25 protein-coding genes and 1 tRNA gene are annotated in these 22,652 nt (G+C 35.5%); 10 read left to right on the top strand and 16 right to left on the bottom strand.

Going from position 1 to position 22,652, the window contains the following annotated elements; translation table 11 throughout:
* Window positions 1-81: 81 nt before the first annotated feature.
* The 11 genes from B3C16_RS04725 to B3C16_RS04775 form a co-directional block, all read right to left on the bottom strand.
* Window positions 82-729: an intradiol ring-cleavage dioxygenase gene (locus B3C16_RS04725; protein ID WP_291129312.1), complete on the bottom strand. Its 648-nt coding sequence runs from the start codon at window positions 727-729 to the stop codon at window positions 82-84.
* Window positions 730-1,100: 371 nt separating this feature from the next.
* Entirely contained in the window at window positions 1,101-1,748 is a 648-nt protein-coding gene (locus B3C16_RS04730) for a hypothetical protein (RefSeq protein WP_291129315.1), read from the bottom strand.
* A 153-nt stretch (window positions 1,749-1,901) separates the two neighbouring features.
* Window positions 1,902-2,375, bottom strand: coding sequence for a hypothetical protein (locus B3C16_RS04735; protein ID WP_291129318.1), 474 nt, complete (start codon window positions 2,373-2,375; stop codon window positions 1,902-1,904).
* A 301-nt stretch (window positions 2,376-2,676) separates the two neighbouring features.
* Window positions 2,677-2,904 (bottom strand): hypothetical protein, encoded by a 228-nt coding sequence (locus B3C16_RS04740; RefSeq protein ID WP_291129319.1) that lies wholly within the window; start codon window positions 2,902-2,904, stop codon window positions 2,677-2,679.
* A gap of 41 nt (window positions 2,905-2,945) precedes the next feature.
* The gene (locus B3C16_RS04745) at window positions 2,946-3,683 is read right to left on the bottom strand and encodes a hypothetical protein (RefSeq protein ID WP_147406878.1); all 738 of its coding nucleotides are present in this window, start codon (window positions 3,681-3,683) and stop codon (window positions 2,946-2,948) included.
* A 324-nt stretch (window positions 3,684-4,007) separates the two neighbouring features.
* Window positions 4,008-4,622: a response regulator transcription factor gene (locus B3C16_RS04750; RefSeq protein WP_121314510.1), complete on the bottom strand. Its 615-nt coding sequence runs from the start codon at window positions 4,620-4,622 to the stop codon at window positions 4,008-4,010.
* Window positions 4,619-6,397 carry a tetratricopeptide repeat-containing sensor histidine kinase gene (locus B3C16_RS04755; protein WP_291129321.1) on the bottom strand — a complete coding sequence of 593 codons (1,779 nt, stop codon included), beginning with the start codon at window positions 6,395-6,397 and terminating at the stop codon, window positions 4,619-4,621. The genes B3C16_RS04750 and B3C16_RS04755 overlap by 4 nt, the downstream gene beginning before the upstream one ends.
* 10 nt (window positions 6,398-6,407) lie before the next feature.
* Entirely contained in the window at window positions 6,408-6,860 is a 453-nt protein-coding gene (locus tag B3C16_RS04760) for a hypothetical protein (protein ID WP_291129323.1), read from the bottom strand.
* Between the two features lie 107 nt (window positions 6,861-6,967).
* Window positions 6,968-8,137: a DUF1501 domain-containing protein gene (locus tag B3C16_RS04765; protein WP_291129324.1), complete on the bottom strand. Its 1,170-nt coding sequence runs from the start codon at window positions 8,135-8,137 to the stop codon at window positions 6,968-6,970.
* Window positions 8,138-8,139: 2 nt separating this feature from the next.
* Window positions 8,140-9,531 (bottom strand): DUF1800 domain-containing protein, encoded by a 1,392-nt coding sequence (locus tag B3C16_RS04770; RefSeq protein ID WP_291129327.1) that lies wholly within the window; start codon window positions 9,529-9,531, stop codon window positions 8,140-8,142.
* Between the two features lie 4 nt (window positions 9,532-9,535).
* Window positions 9,536-10,351 carry a hypothetical protein gene (locus tag B3C16_RS04775; RefSeq protein ID WP_291129329.1) on the bottom strand — a complete coding sequence of 272 codons (816 nt, stop codon included), beginning with the start codon at window positions 10,349-10,351 and terminating at the stop codon, window positions 9,536-9,538.
* A 142-nt stretch (window positions 10,352-10,493) separates the two neighbouring features.
* On the opposite strand from B3C16_RS04775, the gene B3C16_RS04780 reads away from it, so the two are divergent.
* Entirely contained in the window at window positions 10,494-11,981 is a 1,488-nt protein-coding gene (locus tag B3C16_RS04780) for an aminotransferase class V-fold PLP-dependent enzyme (protein WP_291129332.1), read from the top strand.
* A 21-nt stretch (window positions 11,982-12,002) separates the two neighbouring features.
* On the opposite strand, the gene B3C16_RS04785 is transcribed toward B3C16_RS04780, so the two are convergent.
* Window positions 12,003-12,875, bottom strand: coding sequence for a lysophospholipid acyltransferase family protein (locus tag B3C16_RS04785; RefSeq protein ID WP_291129335.1), 873 nt, complete (start codon window positions 12,873-12,875; stop codon window positions 12,003-12,005).
* 102 nt (window positions 12,876-12,977) lie between these two features.
* Here B3C16_RS04785 and B3C16_RS04790 point away from each other — a divergent pair, with 102 nt between their 5' ends.
* Complete coding sequence (locus B3C16_RS04790; RefSeq protein WP_121314502.1) at window positions 12,978-13,607, top strand: rhomboid family intramembrane serine protease; 630 nt, start codon at window positions 12,978-12,980, stop codon at window positions 13,605-13,607.
* A 54-nt stretch (window positions 13,608-13,661) separates the two neighbouring features.
* Entirely contained in the window at window positions 13,662-14,399 is a 738-nt protein-coding gene (locus tag B3C16_RS04795; RefSeq protein WP_233549850.1) for an SIMPL domain-containing protein, read from the top strand.
* Between the two features lie 73 nt (window positions 14,400-14,472).
* On the opposite strand, the gene B3C16_RS04800 is transcribed toward B3C16_RS04795, so the two are convergent.
* A complete protein-coding gene (locus B3C16_RS04800; RefSeq protein WP_291129340.1) occupies window positions 14,473-15,015 on the bottom strand; it encodes a hypothetical protein in 543 nt (180 codons plus the stop codon).
* 310 nt (window positions 15,016-15,325) lie between these two features.
* Here B3C16_RS04800 and B3C16_RS04805 point away from each other — a divergent pair, with 310 nt between their 5' ends.
* The 7 genes from B3C16_RS04805 to B3C16_RS04835 all read left to right on the top strand — a co-directional run bounded on the left by B3C16_RS04805 (window position 15,326) and on the right by B3C16_RS04835 (window position 21,158).
* On the top strand, window positions 15,326-15,598 hold the full coding sequence (locus B3C16_RS04805) for a hypothetical protein (RefSeq protein WP_291129342.1): 273 nt from the start codon (window positions 15,326-15,328) through the stop codon (window positions 15,596-15,598).
* Window positions 15,599-15,772: 174 nt separating this feature from the next.
* Window positions 15,773-16,072, top strand: coding sequence for a TIGR03643 family protein (locus B3C16_RS04810; RefSeq protein ID WP_291129345.1), 300 nt, complete (start codon window positions 15,773-15,775; stop codon window positions 16,070-16,072).
* Window positions 16,069-16,719: a flavin reductase family protein gene (locus B3C16_RS04815; protein ID WP_291129347.1), complete on the top strand. Its 651-nt coding sequence runs from the start codon at window positions 16,069-16,071 to the stop codon at window positions 16,717-16,719. The genes B3C16_RS04810 and B3C16_RS04815 overlap by 4 nt, the downstream gene beginning before the upstream one ends.
* Window positions 16,712-18,127, top strand: coding sequence for a deoxyribodipyrimidine photo-lyase (locus B3C16_RS04820; RefSeq protein WP_349680449.1), 1,416 nt, complete (start codon window positions 16,712-16,714; stop codon window positions 18,125-18,127). Before B3C16_RS04815 ends, B3C16_RS04820 begins: the two co-directional genes overlap by 8 nt.
* Before the next feature lie 63 nt (window positions 18,128-18,190).
* Window positions 18,191-18,328 (top strand): DUF2256 domain-containing protein, encoded by a 138-nt coding sequence (locus B3C16_RS04825; protein ID WP_291129349.1) that lies wholly within the window; start codon window positions 18,191-18,193, stop codon window positions 18,326-18,328.
* Window positions 18,329-18,330: 2 nt separating this feature from the next.
* Window positions 18,331-19,869, top strand: a complete 1,539-nt coding sequence (locus B3C16_RS04830) for a cryptochrome/photolyase family protein (protein ID WP_291129351.1) — start codon at window positions 18,331-18,333, stop codon at window positions 19,867-19,869.
* Window positions 19,866-21,158 carry a DASH family cryptochrome gene (locus B3C16_RS04835; RefSeq protein WP_291129354.1) on the top strand — a complete coding sequence of 431 codons (1,293 nt, stop codon included), beginning with the start codon at window positions 19,866-19,868 and terminating at the stop codon, window positions 21,156-21,158. Before B3C16_RS04830 ends, B3C16_RS04835 begins: the two co-directional genes overlap by 4 nt.
* Before the next feature lie 60 nt (window positions 21,159-21,218).
* On the opposite strand, the gene B3C16_RS04840 is transcribed toward B3C16_RS04835, so the two are convergent.
* From B3C16_RS04840 to B3C16_RS04850, 3 genes are all read right to left on the bottom strand, one after another.
* Window positions 21,219-21,300: transfer RNA gene (locus B3C16_RS04840), tRNA-Tyr, on the bottom strand.
* A gap of 150 nt (window positions 21,301-21,450) precedes the next feature.
* Window positions 21,451-21,861: a peroxiredoxin family protein gene (locus B3C16_RS04845; RefSeq protein ID WP_291129410.1), complete on the bottom strand. Its 411-nt coding sequence runs from the start codon at window positions 21,859-21,861 to the stop codon at window positions 21,451-21,453.
* Window positions 21,862-21,872: 11 nt separating this feature from the next.
* The gene (locus tag B3C16_RS04850) at window positions 21,873-22,622 is read right to left on the bottom strand and encodes a DUF4369 domain-containing protein (protein WP_291129356.1); all 750 of its coding nucleotides are present in this window, start codon (window positions 22,620-22,622) and stop codon (window positions 21,873-21,875) included.
* Window positions 22,623-22,652: the final 30 nt, after the last annotated feature.

The following is a 22,652-nucleotide window of genomic DNA, read 5'->3' on the forward strand; positions in this document are numbered from 1 at the left end:
AAATATTTGTCGTAACTCATTTTTCCTGAAGTTTATGGCCTTCAAGAAGAATTGGAAATAATAAAAGTTTTGATTTTGTGCTTATGGTTTAGGATAGTCCGGAATATTTTTTCCTAAAATGATATCGCGTCTGGCATATTGCACGTTATTTACCGTACTGGTTTTGGCAATACCATTGCCACCACGTTGTTCTAACTTTTGACGTTCTACTTTGGTTAGATGTGGATCGTCTTCAAATAGCAAATCTTCGATATAGTATTCGTTGAGCTTAGGTTCTTTAATAGCAAAATGAATGTGTGCCGGAATCGAACTGTTAGGATATGACGCCGGACGAACCGTGTAGATTTTATAATTACCGTTGGCATCACTTTGTAACCAACCGCGCAAATGACCATGAATGGTGTTTTCCTCTTTGGTTTTAGAGTACAAACCAGCGGTGTCTGTTTGCCAATAATAAATAATCACATTGGGAGCTTTTGTTTTGCCGTCTGGTTTAAAAACGGTGCCTTCTATTACTAACTTTTGACCTTTTTCCTGCCAACCGTCGCTGGTGTCAATAGCTTTTAGGTCTTTGGGCATGCCTTCATACATGATTTCACAACCGTCACAACCGCCGCCAATGATGAGTTCTTTTTTAGTATCTTGAGGAGTTGCGTTGCGCGTTTTATTGTTGCAGCTGATTAGGATGATTGTCAGTAGCAAGTAAATTATGTTTTTAAAAAGTTTCATGGTTTTTGTTTTAGTTGAAAACTTATGCTAAGCATTTTCTTTAGAATGCTATTATGTATTCAGTTTTTAATTTGTCCTTGTTTGTCTGTTCTTTTTTAGACTTAGCAGGACACTTTTCGAATATTGCAGGTTGCTTTTCAGAGTTGGCAGTTGTCTTTTTGAAGGTTGCAGGTGCCTTTTCGAACATTGCAGGTGTCGTTTTAGACTTTTCCCATGTCATTTTAGAACTTACCGGAGTCGTTTTAGAACTTTCCCATATCGTTTTAGACTTTTCCCATGTTGTTTTAGACTTTGTTGATGTTAATTTAGAACTTCATGACTGCTTTTTTGAGAACAACTATTTTATTCTACGCTATTTTGCATTCGGTGTGTTAGCAAGGAAACCACCAATGTATATAATACAATTTCCCCTTTTTTAAATAGACATTTATATGTCCGTCAGAAAGATTGTTTTCCTCATCTCTTAACTGAATTATTTGTAGTTTTCCTTCTCCAACAACCTCCATAGTTTTTATGTTTTGAATGGCATTTGGAAAGAGTTTTTTAAGGTCATTAATTGATGTAGCGGAGCTTAGTATTTTTCCTCGGTAGACAATGAAGTTATTTTTTAAAAATTTAAACTTGTCAACGGCAACTTTTTCTTTATAGTTTTCATAACGAGAGCCATCTTTATAAAAATACTGGTTGTCATTACTATCGTTAGTTTGAACTTCGGTGTCAAAAATATAAGTGCATGGTTCTTCCTCTGCTAATAATTTTATGCTGTCTGCTTTTCCAAAGACATTTTCGAAGTCTTTTAGAGAAAAATATCTTTTTAGTTTTCCGTTAAACAGCATATCGTCTTCTAGCATTACTTCATTTGGGTAGTCTTTAATTTTCGCGCTATCAGGCTCAATAGTATTGTTGGGAATTTTTACTTCTTCATTCCTCGTTTTTTTTGGGGTATCAACAAGATTGTTTGTCTTGTCATTGCATGAAATTAATATTGCTGCCATTAAAAGTAATGCTAAATTTTTCATGTTGTTTTTATGCTGATGGGTAATGTTTTACCTATTTTAATAGGTATGATTATTTATTATTCTAATTGCAAAACTTGGCTTTGAATTTTCGGAGAAAATTCGGAAATAGCTTTAGCACAGTTACTATAAACCGCAGTTATAGGCTGACTTTTATTACTCTTCTTTTATGAAATACACGCAACCTTTGTCAAACCAAGTTTCACCATTTCTTATTGGAATCATTTCGACATCTACACTTTTGCCTTTATAGCCGAAACCGGACAATTCATCGTCACCTAAATAAGTATCAAGCTCATCATCAATGTTTGGTTCAAAACTGTTTTTAATTAAATATGCAGCAAGAAGAACATTCGATTTTAATTCTTCTGTTGACTTGTTTACAAATTTTAGTTTTCCTAAAACTTCATACATTGAAATTGAGTTATAAAGATGAAAATCTCCAACCTGATAAGTTTCTCTAGATTGTATGTCTTCTGGATATTTTGGTAAGCCATATAGTTCAGTTAATTTATCAAAAGCTATGCTGGCTTTTTCATATTCATTCACAGTTTGAGCATCAATATTTTCTAAAAGAATTTGTAAATCAGAATCGCTATTTATCCAGTTTGGTAAAGAATTTTTGTGCATAAATAATTCATGTATTTGTTTCTGTAAAACGAAATGTTCTTTAGGTTACCTTATGTCTTGCTTAAAAATATTACAAATACAATTTATTCCCCTTGCTAATATACAAAAACCACTTTTATCATGTATGCAACCACTTTTAAGTGTTTTGTATATTTCAAAAAAAAAAATCAGATACAATCTCCAATAAGGTTACTTGTATCTGATTTGGGTTCAGGGTTGCATTACTATTTTGTCACTCCAAAACCCTCTTTCAAAGTCTCAAAATGGAAGAGGGAGGAGTGGTAGGTATAGAGAGGTCTTTTTATCGCAAGTTCATTTGCACAAAGTGCAGTAGCTTTTGGCGTGACACCGGCGTAGGGAATAGTTTAAAACAGCTATCCACCGTGGCCGCAATGCGTACACGTGGAAAATCGGGAAACTCCTCGGCAATGATTTGAATGATAAACTTGCGGTCTAACGGTTTTTCGGCATTGATGAAAGGAGTGCTGTAAACCATTTTACACTGCGATTCTACTTTGTTCCAACACATGATTTTTTTGTTTAGTTATAAATTATTTGAATATTAAGGCATTAGTTACTGTCTATTCTTCCTTTTTTTAGCCATGACAAACCAAAGGCGATCAAAGCAAAGGTTTCTAAAATAAAAGTAATATTATAAGAGTCAAGCTCTGGATAATCGTTTTCCAGCCATACGGAATAAATCAAAATCAGCGAAATACAAACCAGCATGACGATACCACAGTATTTGTAAAAATTATGCGAAGGCATTTTGCCGAAATCTTCAACTTTGGCGGTACGTCTGAAATTAAAAATCGAAATGAGTGACAGCGTGATAAAAAAGAACCCGGCAAACATATAATGTACATAGCCCATAGTTTCACTGCTGATGAAAGTACGAACATTATCGGACAAGCAATTGTAGGATGACGTTGGAAAAATAGCCACGCCCAAAGCGCAAATCCCGGCCAGATTGGTCATAAAACTATCGGAAGGCACTATCTCTTCATCGCGTTGCGGATATCCACGGTAACTAAACATAAACAAAGCCACGGCAGAAAGTACTCCGGTAAAAAGTCCGCCAACAGTCGTATAGTAATAGTGACTGATGGAAGATTTGAACGAGGTGTCCGCAGTATAAACATTGCATTGTGTCATTACAAAAGTGTCGTTATTGAGTAAATTGTATTCATTAATAATATAATTGCCCACTAGTAAGAGAAAGGGTAAACTTAATCCGAGCCATCCTATGCTTTGACGCATGCTATGGTAGGAAATGACCAGATTAGGGTTGAGATTTCTTTGAGGCATATATTGATTTTAATTTATGGATAAAAAAACCTGCCCTTAATACAACTATCAAATACCACTAAAATTTTTGCTTAAGCGGGCAGGATTCTTCTTATTAACTAACCAAAACTTAAATTATTATGAATCTAATTGTTTTTTGTAAAATCTAACCTTAAATATATCCTTCAAATACCACTAAGAAAGTTTATTAACAACGGGCTTTATTTTACAACCAATCAAGAATCAAATATTTCTTTTTTTTGATTGTTTAAAATTCGGGAAAGAAATCCAAAAAAAAAATCCCCATCAATGGGGATTTTTTATCGTGATTCTTATGTAAATTTACTACAAATAGTCGTATTTGCGCTCTAAAGCGAATTTTGTTAAATCGGTTTTTCCTATAACTTTAATTTTTTTTGACATGTTTTTGCGGTGTGAATCGACAGTTGATTTCTCAATAAAGAGGGTTTCAGCTATTTCTTGTGATGATTTTCCTTCTGCAATTAATTGTAGGATTTCTTTTTCACGTGAGCTAAAGAACAATTCATTTTTGGGTGTTTCGTATTCATTATCTGTTTCATTGACAAAATAAGAATGTCCTTGGTTGACCGCACGAATCGCATCTAAAACCGTTTGCAAGGAAGAGTTTTTCATAATATAACCCGAAGCGCCGGCTTCTTTCATTTGTGAAATGGCATCGTCGTGGTCAAACATGCTGAAGGCGATGATTTTGGTATGTGGCAATTCGGATTTGATGGTTTTGGTAGCGATGATGCCGTCGCATTTGGGCATGCGAATATCAGTAATAATCACATTGGGTTTGAGTAGGCGCGCAATGTCTATAAGAGCTAAGCCATCATTAGCATAGCCAATGATTTTGATGTCATTTTCATTTTTCAGAAATGATTTCATTCCGTCAATCAGGGCTTGATGGTCTTCGGCAATAATTAGCGTTATCATATTGGGATGTCTATAATGATGGTAGTTCCTTTTCCTTCAAAACTGTCTATGCTGAAAGTACCGTTGAGTTGTTCGGTTTTCTTTTGGATGTTGTTCAATCCCATGCCTTCTTTTTTGTCAATAGCTTTTGGATTAAATCCTTTGCCGTTGTCTTCAATGAGAATGTTGATGCTGTCTTCGTCTTGGGTTAAACTTATGGTTATTTCTGTGGCTTCAGCGTGCTTAATGGTATTGGTCAAGATTTCTTGAATCATTCTGAAAAGCGTGACTTCGAGCGCATTTTCTAATCTTTTGGTCATGCCAAATGGGATTACTTGTACTTTAAGTTTATTCGGAATCGCTACTTTTTTTGCAATATTTTGTACTGCCGGAACCAAGCCTTCGCTACCGATTACACCGGCATTTTTGGCATGCGCCATACCACGAACTTTTTGGTAAGCTTCTTCAATCAAATCATCTGTTTTGGCAAACATTTCTTGTTCTTCTTCATTGATACCTTCTTTTTGTTGGTACAAATTTTGAAAATTGAGTCGCAAAGTGGCTAAAATACTGCCCAAGTTATCGTGTAAATCATTGGCAATTTTAAGCCGTTCTTTTTCCTGACCTTCTAACATTTTGTCTATTTCATGCAACTCTTGGTCTTTGAGTACATTTTCTAGTTTTTGGCTTTCAATTTGTTTTTCTTGCTCGGCAATTCTTTTCTTTTTATTTATGTTTAGGATTCTGAAATAGGCCCCAATCACAAAAAGCAAAAACACACCAACAAACGCGTAGAGTATCAGTTTGTTTTGTTGGTCTTTGATTTTTAGGTTTTTGTTTTCGAGTTCTTTCTTTTGGGTTTCGTATTTGGTATTAATGTCACGGATGATTTTATTTTCTTCCTGATCGCTAAGTTCTTTCTCAAGCACTTTTTTCTTATCGAGATATTCAAAAGCCTTTTCATAATTCTTCATCTCTTTGTAAGTATCCGATATGAATTGGAGTACATGCAGATCAAAATTAGCTCTGTAATTGTCAAATTTTAAATCTTGAACCATTTCATAGTACTCTAAAGCAGTGTCATACTTTTTTTCTTTGCGACAGATGGCTGCGAAATTAACATAGGCATAAGCTATACCTTCCTGATAATTGTGTTTTTTACTTATTTCTAAAGATAAATTATGATAATAATGTGCTTTTTTTAAATCATTAAGTACTTCAAAATAGGTAACTCCAATGTTGCCATTAATCTTAATCTCATGAATAAATAGCTTGTTTTTATTGGCAATTGCAATCGCTTTTTGAAAAAAACGAATCGCTTTTTGAGGTTCCAACTTATAAATGCTTTTTCCAATCTGTTTATAGGTTTTGCATAATAAATTTGGATTCTTACTTTTTTCGGCATAGATAATAGCTTCATCTAACAAAGGTTTGTAATCGGCATATTGATAATCACTCAAACTTTTTTGTTCGGCTAATGTTACTAACAGCTCGGCTACTTTATCAAAATCTTTAGCTTGAAGATATAATTCTTTGGACTTAACAAAATGCTCTACGGCACCGACACCGGAGCTATTTAGGTATTGGGTTTTACCCGATAAATGTTCAAAAAGCGCTTGGTCTTTTAAGGATAGCTCGCCTGGCTTAAACTTTTTTAATTCAGCCAAACGAGTTTTATAATCTAGATTGTCAAATTCAGATTCAAATTGTTTTAAAGCTGCGTTTTGAGCAACAGTTATGATCGTGCTAAAAAAAAAAAGCACTATAAAAATGAATTTAATTGGATTTGACTTCATAGAAGAAGATTTAATCATTTAGACTACCTGGTCCACCAACTCCCGGAGGTGATCCACCGGCTAAGTGCACATAAATGCCTAATTTATAGTTTTCGATGTATTTGTTGTCATCCTCATTGGTTGTCGGGTCAAAACCAATCCCGTCGTGAATGTAAACTACAATTTCGTCAGCGGAGGTAATGTCACAAATGTCTTTGTCACCAGCTACAACATAGGAATTGTCAAGGTCGCCAAAGGGCACGTCTTCCTGAATAAGCAGTTCATTAGGCGGATAGGAAGAAAAATCGGTAGCGTCTTTATCTTTAGTTTCAAGGATGCCCACTATCGCATATCGATTTTTATTACATATATTGTAATATTGGCTGATATAAAATGCATCCGGACTGATATCAGTAGTTTGAATGGTAATAGAGAAGGTTCCATCACCCGGGTTAAAAGTGCCTGTTGATTCGTAAACTTTCATGTTGCCTTAATGTTTTGATTAGTAATACCAAAGATGAGGAATTAATTTGTAAAAAAAAACCCCACAATAGGGATTTCTTACAGCTTTGTATGGAATAAATAGTACAATTAGAAAAACAACCCTTTTATCGGTGGAGCAGTAATCCCGATTTTGGCATAATCAAAATTCATTTTGCTCTGAAGTAAACCGGCATAAACGCTTCTAAAGTCGGTTTCATGTTTTAAATCACCATTATCTAAATCGCTTAGATTGGGATTGTTACCTATGACTTTTCCAGTGTTGTTTCCGCCAATGATAAACATCGGAGCGGCGGTTCCATGGTCGGTTCCGTTACCGTTGTCTTTGACTCTTCTCCCAAATTCTGAGAAAACTACTAGGGTTACATTTTGCAATAATTTGGCTTTTTTCAAATCGGTATAAAAGCTAAAAACTGCATCGTTCAATTCTGTTAAATTGCGTTGGTGGATGTTCAACTGATTGTCATGAGTATCATAACCATTTTGAGAAGTGTAATAGACTTTGGAGTTCAAATTTCCTTTGATTAATCTGGCAATCCATTCTAAATTTTTGCCCAAATTGGTTTTAGGATAACTCATTTCTGTAGTTGATTTCGCAATCGCTTTCTGAATTTCATCCGAACCTTCGGAAACTGAATTGGCAATTTTTCGAACAAAATCTAATTGCGGATTATCGGAAAGTTTTACAGTATCGTTATTGTCAGTTCTGATTTTAAAACGATTTGGATCTTTGACAGTAATGAAATTGGGTTCGTTACCTTTTAGCGCCAAATTATCTATCGAATCCAAATTCACGCCGGCTGTAGGTTGGTGGTCTTTACATTGCAAATCGAGGTAGCGTCCGAGCCAACCTTCATTCAAATACTGTTTCGAACCCGAAGCGGTTTGCCAAATTTCCTGACTGCGAAAATGCGAGCGATTCGGCTCTGGATAACCTACGTTTTGAATGATGCTCAAGTCACCGTTTTGCTGCATGTTCGCAAAATCTTTCAACGCCGGATGAAACGCCATGCCTTTGTTTTTGCTGATGATAGTGTCTTTAGGAAGCGCGATTTTGGTACGCAAATCATAATACAAAGGATTCTCAAACGGAATAAATGTGTTCAAACCGTCATTGCCGCCGTTTAGTTGAATGAAGACCAAACATTGTTCTCCAATCACCAAGCTCGCTTGAATCCCGAAAGCATGAAGGAAATCGGGCAGCAATAAGGCACCGCCGGTAAATGTGCCTGTCAACGATAAAAAGTTTCTTCTGTTCATGGCTAAATCAATTGGTATTCGGGTGTTTTTATCATCGCATTGAACAATCGCAATACGGCAGAATCGGCATTCTCAGCTTTGGGATTAAAATCGTATTTTAAAATCGCTTCAAAATCTTTCTGCAAATTGTCATCAGTATGAAATAACAATCTGTCTGAAAGCTCGGCTATGATGGTTTTGTTGTTGCCGGTTTTGTTCCAATTCAGTTTTACTTTCACCAATTGGTTCATACTTTCATTAATCATCTCATCATCGTTGAATTGTTTTCTTCGGCTCAAACTTTTGCCGTTGCAAAGTAAATCGGCGGCATTGTTGCGTTGCAAATAGATTTGGGATGTTAGCCATTCTTTGCCACCATTCCAACCTTTTACATTAGGTTGATTGAACAAATCCATGCCTTGTTGTTTAAGGTAAAATGCAATAAGTTTCGGGTTCAATTGCTCGACTTTTAACTCGTGCATCAATTGTATAATGTAAACCAATGGGTCTTTGATTTTGCTTCCGGCATTGTCTTTGGCGAATTCTTCCGTGAAGATTTTCGTTAGCAACGGTTTGATTTCAAAATCTACTTTTCGGAAATAATCACCATAATATTCTACCAATGCTTCCGATGGGTTGTCATAGATAAACCACTTTAGTATTTTTCGCGTCAATAAGTAAGGAACCGCTTTTTGTTCGAAAATAATATCAACCATTTCATCTGCTTTGAATTTGCCGGTTTTACCAAAATAGGTAATCGTATCATTGTTCTCAAGAATTTTACGATAAATGGCTTGGTCTTCACCTATGTTTAATCCGGCCAAACCTTTGGCACCATTTTTAATATCGTCTTCGGTGTAATTCCCAATGCCGAGCGTAAATAATTCTAATAATTCTCGGCTGAGGTTTTCGTTAATTTTGTCTCTTCGATTGTCGACATTGTCCAAATAACGAACCATGGCATTGGTTTGGATGATTTGCTTGGTCAGGGTTTTAAAGTTGCTGAAAGCATTTTCGCGAAGCAATTGGTTGTGCTGAAAAATCCAATGATTGACTTTTACTTTTTGAAAAGTGGAAACAAAATGGTTGTGCCAAAAACAAGTCATTTTTTCGCGCAGCGGAAATTCTTCGGTTATCATTTTTTCTAACCACCAAGCTTTCATTTCTTGAGAAACTTGGAGTTCTATTTTGAGTAATTCTTTGGCTTCTTCGGGAGAAGTACTTTTTAGTGCTTGTCGTTTGGCTCTTAATTCTTGAATTGATTTTGGACTATTGTTTAAAAAAGAAGGCACGTTTTTGTCCAATTTTGAGGCATAAGATTGCTCGAGAAACTTTGGGAGCCCCATATTTTGAATGAGATTACTTTGCTTTCCCGAGAAACCTAAACGTAAAGACCAAAGAGAGTTCTTGTTCATAATTTTATCTTCTTCCTCTTACCGGAGTTCTTCTTACTTTCACGGCTTTTACATTGCCTCTTTTGTTTTTGTGAATCACTGTAGTTCCACGGCGATTGTGCACCACTAGAGTAGAGGAATGTCTTCTGGAACTATAAGTTTTGCGAGCAACAACTACTCTGCGCGTAGTTACCGGACGATAATAAACGCGGTGAGGTGCACAATGGGCATAAAATACGGGGTGTGAAATTGGTCGCCAAGGTTTCCACCAACGAGGATAGTTTCTCCAACGGTAAGGGGAAACCCAAACCACATAATTCGGAGCGTATAAAAAGCGCACACTTGGCCAAAGCCAAACATTGACGGAAACTATTTGAATGTCTATTTCAGGAATATTAGGTCCACCTTTAGAACTTTTAATCGATTCCTTTTCATCAATTGGCTCAACGATGGTATTTTCGGGATATAAATCTTTGTCCCCTTCAATCTGAAGTGCTGCTTGGCTTACACCGGTTTTTTCAATGCCAATGGTGGCAATATCTTGTTTTTCTTTTTCATTGAGATAAGTACTCAGAAGGATAACATGAGAATCTCCTTCTTTGATGTCTTCCACAACAATGTAATCAATATCGTTATCGTTATTGAGATCAAGATTATTGACATGGTTGTTTTCCTCGTTGAGGAGTTTTTCAAATTCTTCTAAGGAGTTGGCTTTTTTAAATAGGGCCAAAGCACCTTCCAAACTAAAATCATCACCGGTATTTATAGGACGATTGTCTTCTTGACTAAAACCTGTGGTTATTCCTAGTACAACCATCAGCAGGGATAAACTTTTTTTCATATTCAAAGAGATTTCTAGTTAAGACTTATCTCCAACAGTTAAGGTTTAAAACCTATTAGACTTTTGTGAATTTATCAATAAATAGTATTTTTTTTGACCTAAAATTAAAAATAATGTATCTTTGAACACAAATAGTTGCATTATGATTACCACAGAAACCCAAACGGCTTTAGAGCAGTATTTCCAACAATTTCGCCAAAATATTATTGGAATCGACCAAGAGTTTGAGTCTCCTTTCGGAAAGAAGAAAATCATTTATACAGATTGGACCGCCAGCGGAAGATTATACCGTCCGATAGAGGAAAAATTGATGAATGAGTTCGGACCTTTTGTGGCCAATACACATACTGAAACTACTATTTCCGGAACTGCCATGACCATGGCTTACCACGAAGCCCGTCACATTATTAAAAAGCATGTGAATGCCAATGATAATGACGTTTTAATCAACGACGGAACAGGAATGACAGGCGTAGTGAATAAGTTTCAAAGAATCTTGGGCTTAAAAATACCTGAAAATTTAAAAGCATTTACTGATATTCCTGCTGCAATAAGACCAATTGTATTCATATCGCACATGGAACATCATTCAAATCAAACATCTTGGTTGGAAACGATTGCTGATGTAGTCGTAATTCCGGCGAATGATGAAGGTCTGTTGTGCATGAATGAATTCAAAGCATTATTAGAAAAATACAAAGACAGAAGTTTCAAAATTGCTTCGATTACGTCTTGTTCCAATGTTACCGGAATAAGAACGCCTTATCATGAAGTGGCGAAGTTAATGCATCAAAACAATGGGGTTTGTTTTGTAGATTTTGCTTGTTCAGGACCTTATGTTGAAATCGATATGCATCCGGATGACGAAAGCTATTTAGACGCTATTTTCTTTTCGCCACACAAATTTCTGGGTGGTCCCGGAACTTCAGGCGTGTTGATTTTTAATAAAAATTTATACAAAAATAATGTGCCAGATTGTCCTGGTGGCGGAACGGTTTCTTGGACAAATCCTTGGGGCGAACACAAATACATAGATAATATTGAAGACCGTGAAGATGGTGGAACACCTGGGTTTTTGCAAGTGATTAAAACCGCTTTAGCGATTCAGTTGAAAGAACAAATGGGCGTGAAAAACATCTTAGGACGTGAGCATGAAATTGTGGAATATGTATTTGCCGAATTGAATTCGATAGCAAACATTCATATTTTAGCCAATCAACACCAAGACCGATTGGGAGTGATTTCGTTTTATGTTGACGATTTGCATTTTAATTTGGGCGTAAAATTATTAAACGACCGATTCGGAATCCAAACTCGTGGCGGTTGTAGTTGTGCCGGAACTTATGGGCATTTCTTATTGCATGTTGACCAAGAAACTTCTCATGATTTGGTGTGCCAAATTACCTCAGGGGACTTAATCAAAAAACCGGGATGGATTAGAATGTCAATTCACCCGACAACAACTTCAGAAGAAATACAGTTTGTTTGTGAAAGCATAAAATCGTTGGCACAAAATCATTCAGCTTGGGCTAAAGATTACGAATACAACTCAAAAACCAATGAGTTTAATCACAAAAACGCCAAACATTCAGAATTAGCCATGGTAAAATCTTGGTTCACCACTAAATAACTGAAATCTGTTTTCTGCGGTCTATTTTTTCTTGTGTTTCCAACGCTTATGTGTCCACAAATAATATTCGGGCGCTTCGTAGATTTGTTTTTCTACACGTCTTAAAAACTCATCCGATATCTGATAATTCGGCACTTCTTTTGGATTGTCAAACATCAATTCAAAAGTAGCTTGATAATAACCGCGTTTTATTTTTTTAGTGCGTAGAAAAATTACATTCATGTCATAGCGTTTGGCTAACATTTCGGCACCGGTATGTATCGGAGTTTCAATGCCCATAAATGTTCCCCAATGGTGTGTTTTACTTAATTGTGGCGATTGGTCGCTGGCAAAACCATAGATGCCTAGGTGTTTTGTTTTATAATTTTTTTCAACGGTTGGAATAGTCTCTCTAGTGGTAATTAGCGTTGCTTTGAATTTAGAGCGGATGTCCTTTACCAATTTGTCAAAGTGTTTGTTGGCTACCTTTTTATAAATGGCATAACCTTCGAAAGAGATGTGTTTGTTCATAGAAACCACCCATTCGTAACTGGCATAATGAGCACACATTAAGGCTATGCTTTTTTGTTCTTTTTCTAATTCTTGATACAATTCTAAATTGGTAAAAGTGAATCGCTTGTCCATTTCTTTCTCTGAAATGGTCATTGTTTTTATCATTTCCAAGAACATGTCGCACAGGTGACGATAGGATTCTTTTTCTACCGCTAATTGTTCTTTTTTAGACAAATGTGGTAGAGCTAAAGTTATATTTTGTCTAACAATTTTTCTTCTATATCGGATAACATAATAGACCAAAACGTAAACAGCATCGGAGACAATATATAATAATCTGAAAGGTAATATAGAGATCAACCAAAGTAAAGGATAAAGAAGAATAAAGACAATAAATTGCATGCTGGTAAATTTTATGCAAATATAAAGTTAAAAGTGATTTTAAACGGATAACATTAACAAAACCTAAAGAAGTATTATTATTTTTACAGAAATATTTCAAACATGCTCAACATATTTTTATTAGGGATTATTTTGGCTAATGTTCTTATAAGTATAAAAGGGTTTAATAATCAGTTATTTTTCAGAAAATTCGAATTTCATGTGGGGAGTATTCGAGCCGGAGAGCAAATAAGAATGCTAACTTCCGGTTTTCTTCATGTTGACGAAATGCATTTGGCTTTCAATATGCTTACCTTGTATTTCTTTGCTCCGATTGTTTATGGAGAACTCGGTAATTTTACTTTTCTTTTAATTTATGCAGGAAGTTTGATTTTCGGCAGTTTGTTAACCATGGTTTTTCATGGAAATGAATATAATTATAGAGCAGTTGGCGCTTCGGGAGCAGTGACAGGGATTATTTATTCGGCCATATTGTTACAACCAAATATGTACATCTATGGATTTATTCCGGGCTATATTTTTGGTTTTATCTATTTGCTGGGATCTATTTACGGAATGAAAGCAAAGCGAGACAATATAGGTCATACGGCGCATTTTGGTGGTGCTATTGGTGGTTATGCCATTACTCTAATAGAAGCTCCAAGATTATTTCAAGAAAGTACTTATGAAGTGGTATTATTAGCCATTCCCATTGTCATTTTATTTATCCTGGCTAAAATGGGAAAATTATAATTATAATTGGCACAACTTTTGAAATCGGACAAATACAATTAAAACAAAAATATTATGAAATCGAAGATTCACGAATACCAGAAAAACAATTTTAATCTTATGAGTAAAAAAGCAATCTTAATTTTAGCCTTAGTAGTCGCAGGTATTTCTAATGCGCAAGAACAAAAAGCCCAAGTGCCACAAATTTCCGTAACCGGAGAAGGGAAAATAAAAATTATCCCAGATCAAGCGGTGGTAACAGTAGGTTTTCAAAATTCTGGTAAAGATGCCAAAGAAGTGAAAACGCTGAATGATGAGGTAGTAGATAAAGTGATCAAATTTTTAAAGAAAAGCGGTATTCCTGCTACAGATTATAAAACGAACAACGTTAGCTTAGGGAAAAGTTACGATTACGAAAAGAAAAAATACAATTTTCAAGCCAATCAATCGCTAAGCATTACCCTCAAAGATTTATCAAAATATGATGAAGTGATGATGGGATTGAATGATGCAGGAGTGAATTCGATAGATGGAGTTGAATTCAAGTCTTCTAAAATGGAAGACCATGAAAGAGAAGCCAGAAAGAAAGCAATGCTGAATGCCAAACAAAAAGCTGCTGATTATGTTTCGGTTTTAGGACAAAAAGTTGGCAAAGCATTATTGATTACGGATAATTCAAGTGTTTATGTACCACAACCAATGTACAAAGGCGGTATGATGGCAATGGCTACAGATGCTATGCCAAGAGAAACCTTAGCTATTGGTGAATTGGAAATCAATACTAATGTTACTGTAACTTTTGCATTAGAGTAAGCCCAATTGGTTTTAAAATAAAAAATCCCATCTTTTAATAGAGATGGGATTTTTTTATGAATTGCTTTTTTTATTATTTAGGTAAAGGTGCGCCAACAGCAATACCACATTGATGTCCTTCTTGTCCGTGAGGAGGATTCATTCCCGGAGCTGTTGTGGTAGTAGCCGTTCCATTCGGACTCAAAATTGCCGGTGTTGTAGTTGGTTGAGAAGTTTGTGTTTGCGTTGTAAATTTACTAGGATCTATTTGTTGGGTAATTGCACTTCCAGCTTTTGGTTGATTGGCGTTCCCCGGAGGAGAATTTAAAGGTGCTCCAACTGCAATGTCACAACGATGCCCAGGTTGTCCGTGTTGCGGATTCATCCCTTTTTTTGTAGTCACAATTTGGCTTGGTGTAATGGTTTGATTAGCCGTCATTGGTTGGTTTTGAACAGGAACTGCATTTTGGGTTGTTTGTTGCTGTGTAGTAGTTTGCATTGGAATGGATTGCACTCTCGGCATTATTATTTCTTTCGGAGTTTCATCTGCTGTTGCAGTAGCTTCATCCTCTTTTTTACAAGAGACAAGCACTAGGGAAACTACTAGAAGTGAACTAAAAACTAGATTTGATTTCATATAGCATATATTTTAGAAAACCAAAGATACTTTTTTTGAATATATCTTCAACAAAATTTATCTTAAGAATTGTTTTTAGCACAGATGAAATTGAATTACCAATTTCACATACAATGTGATTCGATGAATTTGATGGTTTGTGCTTCATCAATACACTTTTTTTGTTGACTATTAAGAAGTTAAAAACCAAAAAATCTAATTGTGTTCTTATTATTAGGATGTTGTTTTTTTTCCTCGTTTTTAGTTTAATTGACAATCATTGTTTATTTATTTTCCTAAATATATAATACCCTTTTAATTTCCACACACATTGAATAAACCCAAGAAACTAGAATTCCATACCGAAATGTTAGAAATCGCTTATGGTCCTGAAAAATCTAAAGAATTGCACCTGCATTTTAAACCCGGTGAAGTGGCTTACTATCCCGAAGGAAAAACAGACAACACTCATTATTCTTTGTTAGGCGCAACTGAAGTCTCCAAATTAGTAGCAAACCAAATCAGATTATTGGAAAGTCCTTTGTGTGAGAATTTAAAAAAAGTAATCAAAATTGATGATATTACTATAGGTTCGAAAAAGTAAACCTCTTTAGGTCAAATTCCACTATTATTTCTTAATCCTTGTTTCTTCAGATGCAAGGATTGTATGATTTGGAGTGTTATCAATTTCATAATCTTCTTATCAATTCATCTTTTATTAATTTTAAAATCAATACTTTTGTTTAACTTTATTTATTAAATGTTAAACAATAATGATATGGTGTTTACAAAACAAGAAAAAAGTCGTTTATCTGAAATTGACACAGATCGAATTATCGAAATGGCCTGGGAAGATCGAACTCCTTTTGATGCCATAAAATTCCAATTTAATTTGTCGGAAGCTGATGTAAAAGCTTTGATGAAAAAAGAGTTAAAGTTCAGCAGTTACAAATTGTGGCGCGAACGCGTTGAAAACTGCAAAACCAAACATTTAGCCAAACGTGTCGACGGAATAGATCGTTTTAAATGCAACTTACAACGAGCCATATCGAACAATAAAATCTCAAAACGAAGATGAAAAATACTTGTTTGGACGCAACAGATATCAAACTTTTAGACAAGCAAGTTCGGGTTCATCTTATCAATAGTTTGGGTGGATTTAAAAGTGTTGCACTGGTTGGAACCAAATCTGAATCAGGCAATTTAAATTTAGCCATTTTCAGTTCTGTTTTTCACCTCGGCGCTAATCCGCCGCTTGTGGCTTTGATTTTCAGACCAAGTCCGCCGGAGCGAGATTCTTTAAGAAATATTATCGGTACAGGCTTTTACACTTTAAATCATATCAATGAAGCTATTTATCAAAAAGCGCATCAAACCTCTGCACGATATGATTCTATGGTGTCCGAATTTGAAGCCGTTGGTTTAACGCCCGAATTTAAAAAAGACTTTCAAGCGCCATTTGTAAAAGAAAGCGCTATACAATTGGGTATGGCACTGAGAGAAAAAGTCGATATCACCATAAATAATACGACTATGATTGTTGGTGAGATTGTACAAATTTCTGTTCCTGAAGATTGTTTGTTTGAAGATGGGTTTATCGATATTGAAAAAGCCAACACCATTACCTGTTCCGGTTTAGATAGTTATCACAAAACAATTCGATTAGACCGTTTGAGTTACGCCAAACCTGATAAAGAAATAACTTCAATCTTTGCCATTGAATAGAAAAGTAATCAATATTGTATGGTTCAAAAGGGATTTGAGACTTACCGATCATGAACCCTTATGGATGGCGCAACAACAAGAAGTGCCTATTTTATTATTGTATTGTTTTGAACCTTCTGTAATGAATTATCACGATTCAGATATCAGACACTGGCGGTTTATTTATGAATCATTACAAGATTTGCAAAACCATCTAAACAAGGTTTCCGCTCAACTCTATATTTTTCATCAAGAAGCCGAATTTGTTTTCGAAGCTTTGTCAGCTATTTATCAAATCAATACGGTCTTTTCTCATCAGGAAACCGGCAACCAACTAACTTTTGATAGAGATATAGCCGTTCAAAAATTATTCAGCCAAAAAGGAATTACTTGGCAGGAATTTCAAACCAATGGCGTAGTTCGCAAGTTAAAGAATCGCGATAAATGGGATGAAAAGTGGAACCAAACCATGAGAGGCATTCCCAAAACTTTCGACTTAAAAGAAGGTGTTTTTTTAGATTTAGAAAAGACCATTTATGATTCCTTAAAAGGGAAAAACTTGTCCACAGAAATCACCACCAGAAATAAGAATTTCCAACAAGGTGGCGAATATTGGGCATGGCGGTATTTAGACAGTTTTATCAAAGAGCGTTATGTAAATTACAGCAAGCACATTTCAAAACCGAATTTGAGCCGGAAAGGCTGTAGCCGATTGTCGCCTTATTTGGCTTACGGTAATATCAGTATGCGAATGGTTTATCAATATACGATGCAGCATTATGATCAATCCGAAAACAAAAGAGCTTTATCCAATTTTATTTCAAGATTGCATTGGCACTGTCATTTTATTCAAAAATTTGAAACCGAATGCCGTATTGAATTTCAAAACATCAATCGCGCTTTTGATGTATTGGTCAAGCCAAAAAATGAAACTTATATCAAAGCCTGGCAAGAAGGAAAAACCGGAGTGCCGATTGTAGATGCTTGTATGCGATGTTTGGTCGAAACCGGTTATATCAACTTTAGAATGAGAGCGATGCTCGTGTCTTTTTTTGTGTTTAATCTTTGGCAAGATTGGCGGGAGTTACATTTTTTAGCCAGACAGTTTTTAGATTACGAACCGGGAATTCACTATCCGCAATTGCAGATGCAAGCCGGAGTGACCGGAATCAATACGGTTCGAATTTACAATCCAATTAAAAATTCGGAAGAACATGATTCCGAAGGTGTTTTTATCAAAAAGTGGTTGCCCGAATTGGCCAATATTCCATCGCATTTACTTCATGAACCCTGGAAATTAAGTTTGATAGACCAACAATTATACGACTGTGAAATGGGGAAAGATTATCCGTTTCCCATAGTCGATATCGAAGCTACGCGAAAACAGGCGAGTGATATCATTTGGAGTTTCAGAAAAAAGAGGAAGTAAAACAAGAAGGCAAAAGAATTTTGAAAAAACATGTAAATACGGCCAAATCAAACAAACAATCCAATGCGACAAGTAAAAAAGCAAAACCTTCCCAATAAAGTATGTATCGTTTGTAATCGGCCTTTTTTTTGGAGAAAAAAATGGGAAAAAGTTTGGAACGAAGTAAAATATTGTAGTGATAAATGCAGAATGAACAGATAATTATGGCAAATAAGATCTTAAGATTAATCCTTGGCGATCAATTGAACAGCAATCATTCTTGGTTTGAAACGATTGATGAAACGGTTACTTACGTCATGATGGAAGTTCGAACTGAAACCGATTATGCGAGCCATCATATCCAAAAAATAGTTGGTTTTTTTACTTCGATGCGAGCTTTTGCCCATGAGTTACAATCCAATAAACATCAGGTTATTTATTTGAAACTGGATGATGAAAACAATTTGCAATCCTTTGAAACTAATATAGAGCGTATTCTAAATAATAATAATTACACACAATTTGAATACCAACTACCGGATGAATATCGGATTGATTTGGTGCTGAAAAATTTTGCTGCCGGACTTTCTATTCCGGTCAAAGTTTGTGATACCGAACATTTTTTTGCTACAAGAAATGAATTAGGCGATTTTTTTGAAGGCAAAAAGACTTTTTTAATGGAGAGTTTTTACCGAGCGATGCGAAAGAAACACCAAATATTGATGGAAGGTAATAACCCAACAACAGGGCAATGGAACTATGATGTCGACAACCGAAAGAAGTTACCAAAAAATCACAAGCCCACAAGACCTTTAGTTTTCAACACCAATGTTTCCGATATAGTCGAAATGATCGCACAAACCGATATCAAAACCATTGGAAGCATTGATTCTACTAATTTTATTTGGCCAATCAACAGAGCACAATCATTAGAATTACTGGAGTTTTTTGTGACAGAGTGTTTGCCTTTATTTGGTTCTTATCAAGATGCGATGTCGCCTAACGAATGGTCTTTGTACCATTCAAGATTGTCATTTTCATTGAATACCAAAATGATTTCGCCATTGGAAGTAATCGAACGAGCCATCGCGGAATGGCAACAAAAGCCTGAAGTCATTGAATACAATCAATTGGAAGGATTTGTTCGTCAAATCATTGGTTGGCGCGAATACATGCGAGGGATTTATTGGCTAAAAATGCCTGAGTATGCTGAAATGAATTTTTTCAATCACCAAGATAAATTACCGGATTGGTTTTGGACCGGAAAAACCAAAATGAATTGCCTGAAAGATGCCATCAATCAGTCTCTAAATTATGCTTATGCACACCATATTCAGCGACTCATGATTACCGGAAATTTTGCGCTTTTGGCAGGTATTCATCCGGATGAAGTTGATGCCTGGTATCTTGGAATTTACATTGACGCTTTAGAATGGGTAGAAATCACCAATACTCGCGGCATGAGTCAGTTTGCCGATGGCGGCATTGTAGGTACCAAACCTTATGTGAGTTCGGCGGCATACATCGATAAAATGAGCCATTACTGTGGCAGTTGTTTTTACAATAAAGCTAAAAAAGTAGGTGAGAAGGCTTGTCCTTTCAATAGTTTGTATTGGGATTTTTATGATAAACATGAAGATAAATTGGCCAAAAATCCAAGAATCGGAATGATGTACAATGTGTGGCGCAAGATGAAGCCGGAAGATAAAGTAGCGTTATTAGAACAAGCCGATTATTATTTAAAAAACATTAATGAACTATGAAAACAGCAATAGTTTGGTTTAAAACCGATTTGCGAATTACTGATAATGAAACTTTGGTGAAAGCCATTTCTCAAAATGATATGATCATTCCGATGTATTGTTTTGAGGATTCTCATTTTGAAACCACTTCTTTCGGGTTCCAAAAAACGGGAAGTTTCAGAGCGCAATTTTTGATAGAATCTTTACTTGATTTGGATAACAGTTTAAGAGAATTAGGTTCCGGATTATTAATTTTAAAAGGAAAACCTGAAGTTGAAATTCCTAAAATGGTCAAACAATACAAAGCCCATAGAGTGTATGTCAAACGTGAAGTCGCTTTTGAAGAAAAGCAAACGGAGTCATTGGTTCAGACCGAACTTTGGAAATTGCAATGTGAATTGTTGACCTTTAGCACGAGTACTTTATACCATGCGGAAGATTTGCCTTTTTCTATAAAAGACATTCCGGATGTGTTTACTAATTTCAGAAAAAAGACCGAGAAAGATGCTGTCATCAGAAAATCGTTTGACAAGCCAAAGAAAGTAAATTCACCTGAAATTTCACGACCAATTTTGCCAACAATAGCTGCATTGGGTTTAGATGAGGTTACAATAGACCACAGAGCTGTTATCCAATTTAAAGGCGGTGAATCGGAAGCCTTAAAAAGACTGAACCATTATTTTTTTGAAACCAAATTCATTTCAAAATATAAAGAAACCCGTAACGGAATGATTGGTGCTGATTATTCTTCTAAATTCTCGGCTTGGTTGGCTTTAGGCTGTATTGCTCCCAGATTAATTTACTCGGAACTGAAAAAATATGAATCTCAATTCGGAGCCAATGAATCGACTTATTGGTTGGTCTTTGAATTGTTGTGGCGTGATTATTTCAGATTCATGATGAAGAAACAGCAAAATAAAATATTCTTAAAGTCAGGTATTCAAAATAAAGACTTATCAATGAATAAATTCGATAAAGTATCGCTTCAGAAATGGATTAATGGGCAAACCGAAGTTGATTTTGTTGACGCCAATATGATTGAGCTTCGGTTAACCGGATTTATGAGCAATCGCGGTCGTCAAAATGTGGCGAGTTATTTTTGCAATGATTTAAAGCTCGATTGGCGATATGGCGCGAGTTATTTTGAGCAACAGCTTATCGATTATGATGTTTGCAGTAATTGGGGGAATTGGGCTTATTTAGCCGGAGTAGGCAATGATCCGAGAGGCAACCGCTATTTTAATATTGAAAAGCAAGCTGCTGATTATGATAAAAATAAAGCTTATAGGGATTTGTGGTTAAATCACTAGTAGAGATTTTAGTTTTTAGATAAAAAATAAAAAAACCGAAACGTGAGTTTCGGTTTTTTGTGGGGAGAGCAGGATTCGAACCTGCGAAGATGTAATCAGCGGATTTACAGTCCGCCCTCGTTGGCCGCTTGAGTATCTCCCCATGGCCTTTAGCGATTGCAAATATAAAAACACTTTTGAGCTTCACAAACAAAATCGGAACTTAATTGTCTAACTTTTTTTAAGCTATTGGTTTTAAAAGCAATAAAAAAATCTCCCGAAGGAGATTTTTAAGTATTATCATCAAAAAGGCTTATTTTATCTCTAAAAGCGCTTTGATTTTGGCTTTCATTTCTTCATGAGGTAAATCAATTCCAACAATCCTTCCTGAGGAATCTAATAAAAAAGTAGTTGGAATTAACTCAATTCCGTATTGCACTGCAATAGGATCTTCCATTTCTTTTAAATTTGAAACTTGTGTCCAGGTCAGTTTGTCTTTAGTGATAGCGTTTTTCCATTTGGAAGCATCAGTATCTAAAGAAACGCTAATGATATTAAAACCTTTGCCGTGAAACTCATTATACAAAGCCACTAATTTCGGATTGGCTACTCGACACGGCTGACACCATGAAGCCCAAAAATCAATTAAGGTTACTTTGCCTAAACTCTCTTTTAAAGAAACCAATTTCCCTTCAGGATTTGGTGCTTTAAAATCGGGTGCAATTTGATTAAGGCTTACGGTTGACTTATCGCTGGCTTTTTTTTTAAGGCATCAATGTTTTCTTTGATGCTTTTACCCGGTTTAGTTTTTTTCAAAGATTCATCCAATGAATTGTAAATGTCTTCAATTTCTTTAGGAGTATATTTTGGATTGTTCATCATCATTTGTACAATCAAAACACTGATAAATGATTTTGGATGTGATTTTGGATACTCAAAAGTGAAGTCTTCCATGCTTTTTTGAGCCTCTTTTTGGAGAGGTTCGTATTCAGCTCTAAGTTTGTTGGCAATCGCTGTATCTTTGGTTTTTTCAACTATTTCAATAAGGGCTTTATTTTTGGTTTCAAACGCTTTCATTTTCTTTTGCATTCCTTTTTGAAGCTTGTTTGATCCTTCATTAAATTTGGTAAACTCTTCATTGCTGTAAGTTCCGGTTAATTTAGACTTGAAAAGACTGTCTTTGTCAACTTCTACTGCAATTTCGCCACCTTCTAATATTAAAGGAATTTTACCGTTTACTTTATCTATTTGAATAAAATGAATTTCAGGCTCTGTGGTTTTACCTTTGATTTCAAACTTTCCGTCTTCAATTTTTACAGTATCAATAGCCATGTATCCCATTCCCATTGGACTTTGTTTCTCTAAGAATATAAGACCCGTTTTCATGCCTTTTATATTTCCTGTGATGATGTATTCACCTTCTGCCAAATTATTGCAAGCGAATGTAACAAAGGCTACGGCTACTAAAAGAATTATTTTTTTCATTTTTTTGGTTTAAATTTTTAACGACTGCAA

Origin of the sequence: Flavobacterium sp. UBA7682 (assembly GCF_002482945.1) — a bacterium.
GTDB lineage: Bacteria > Bacteroidota > Bacteroidia > Flavobacteriales > Flavobacteriaceae > Flavobacterium.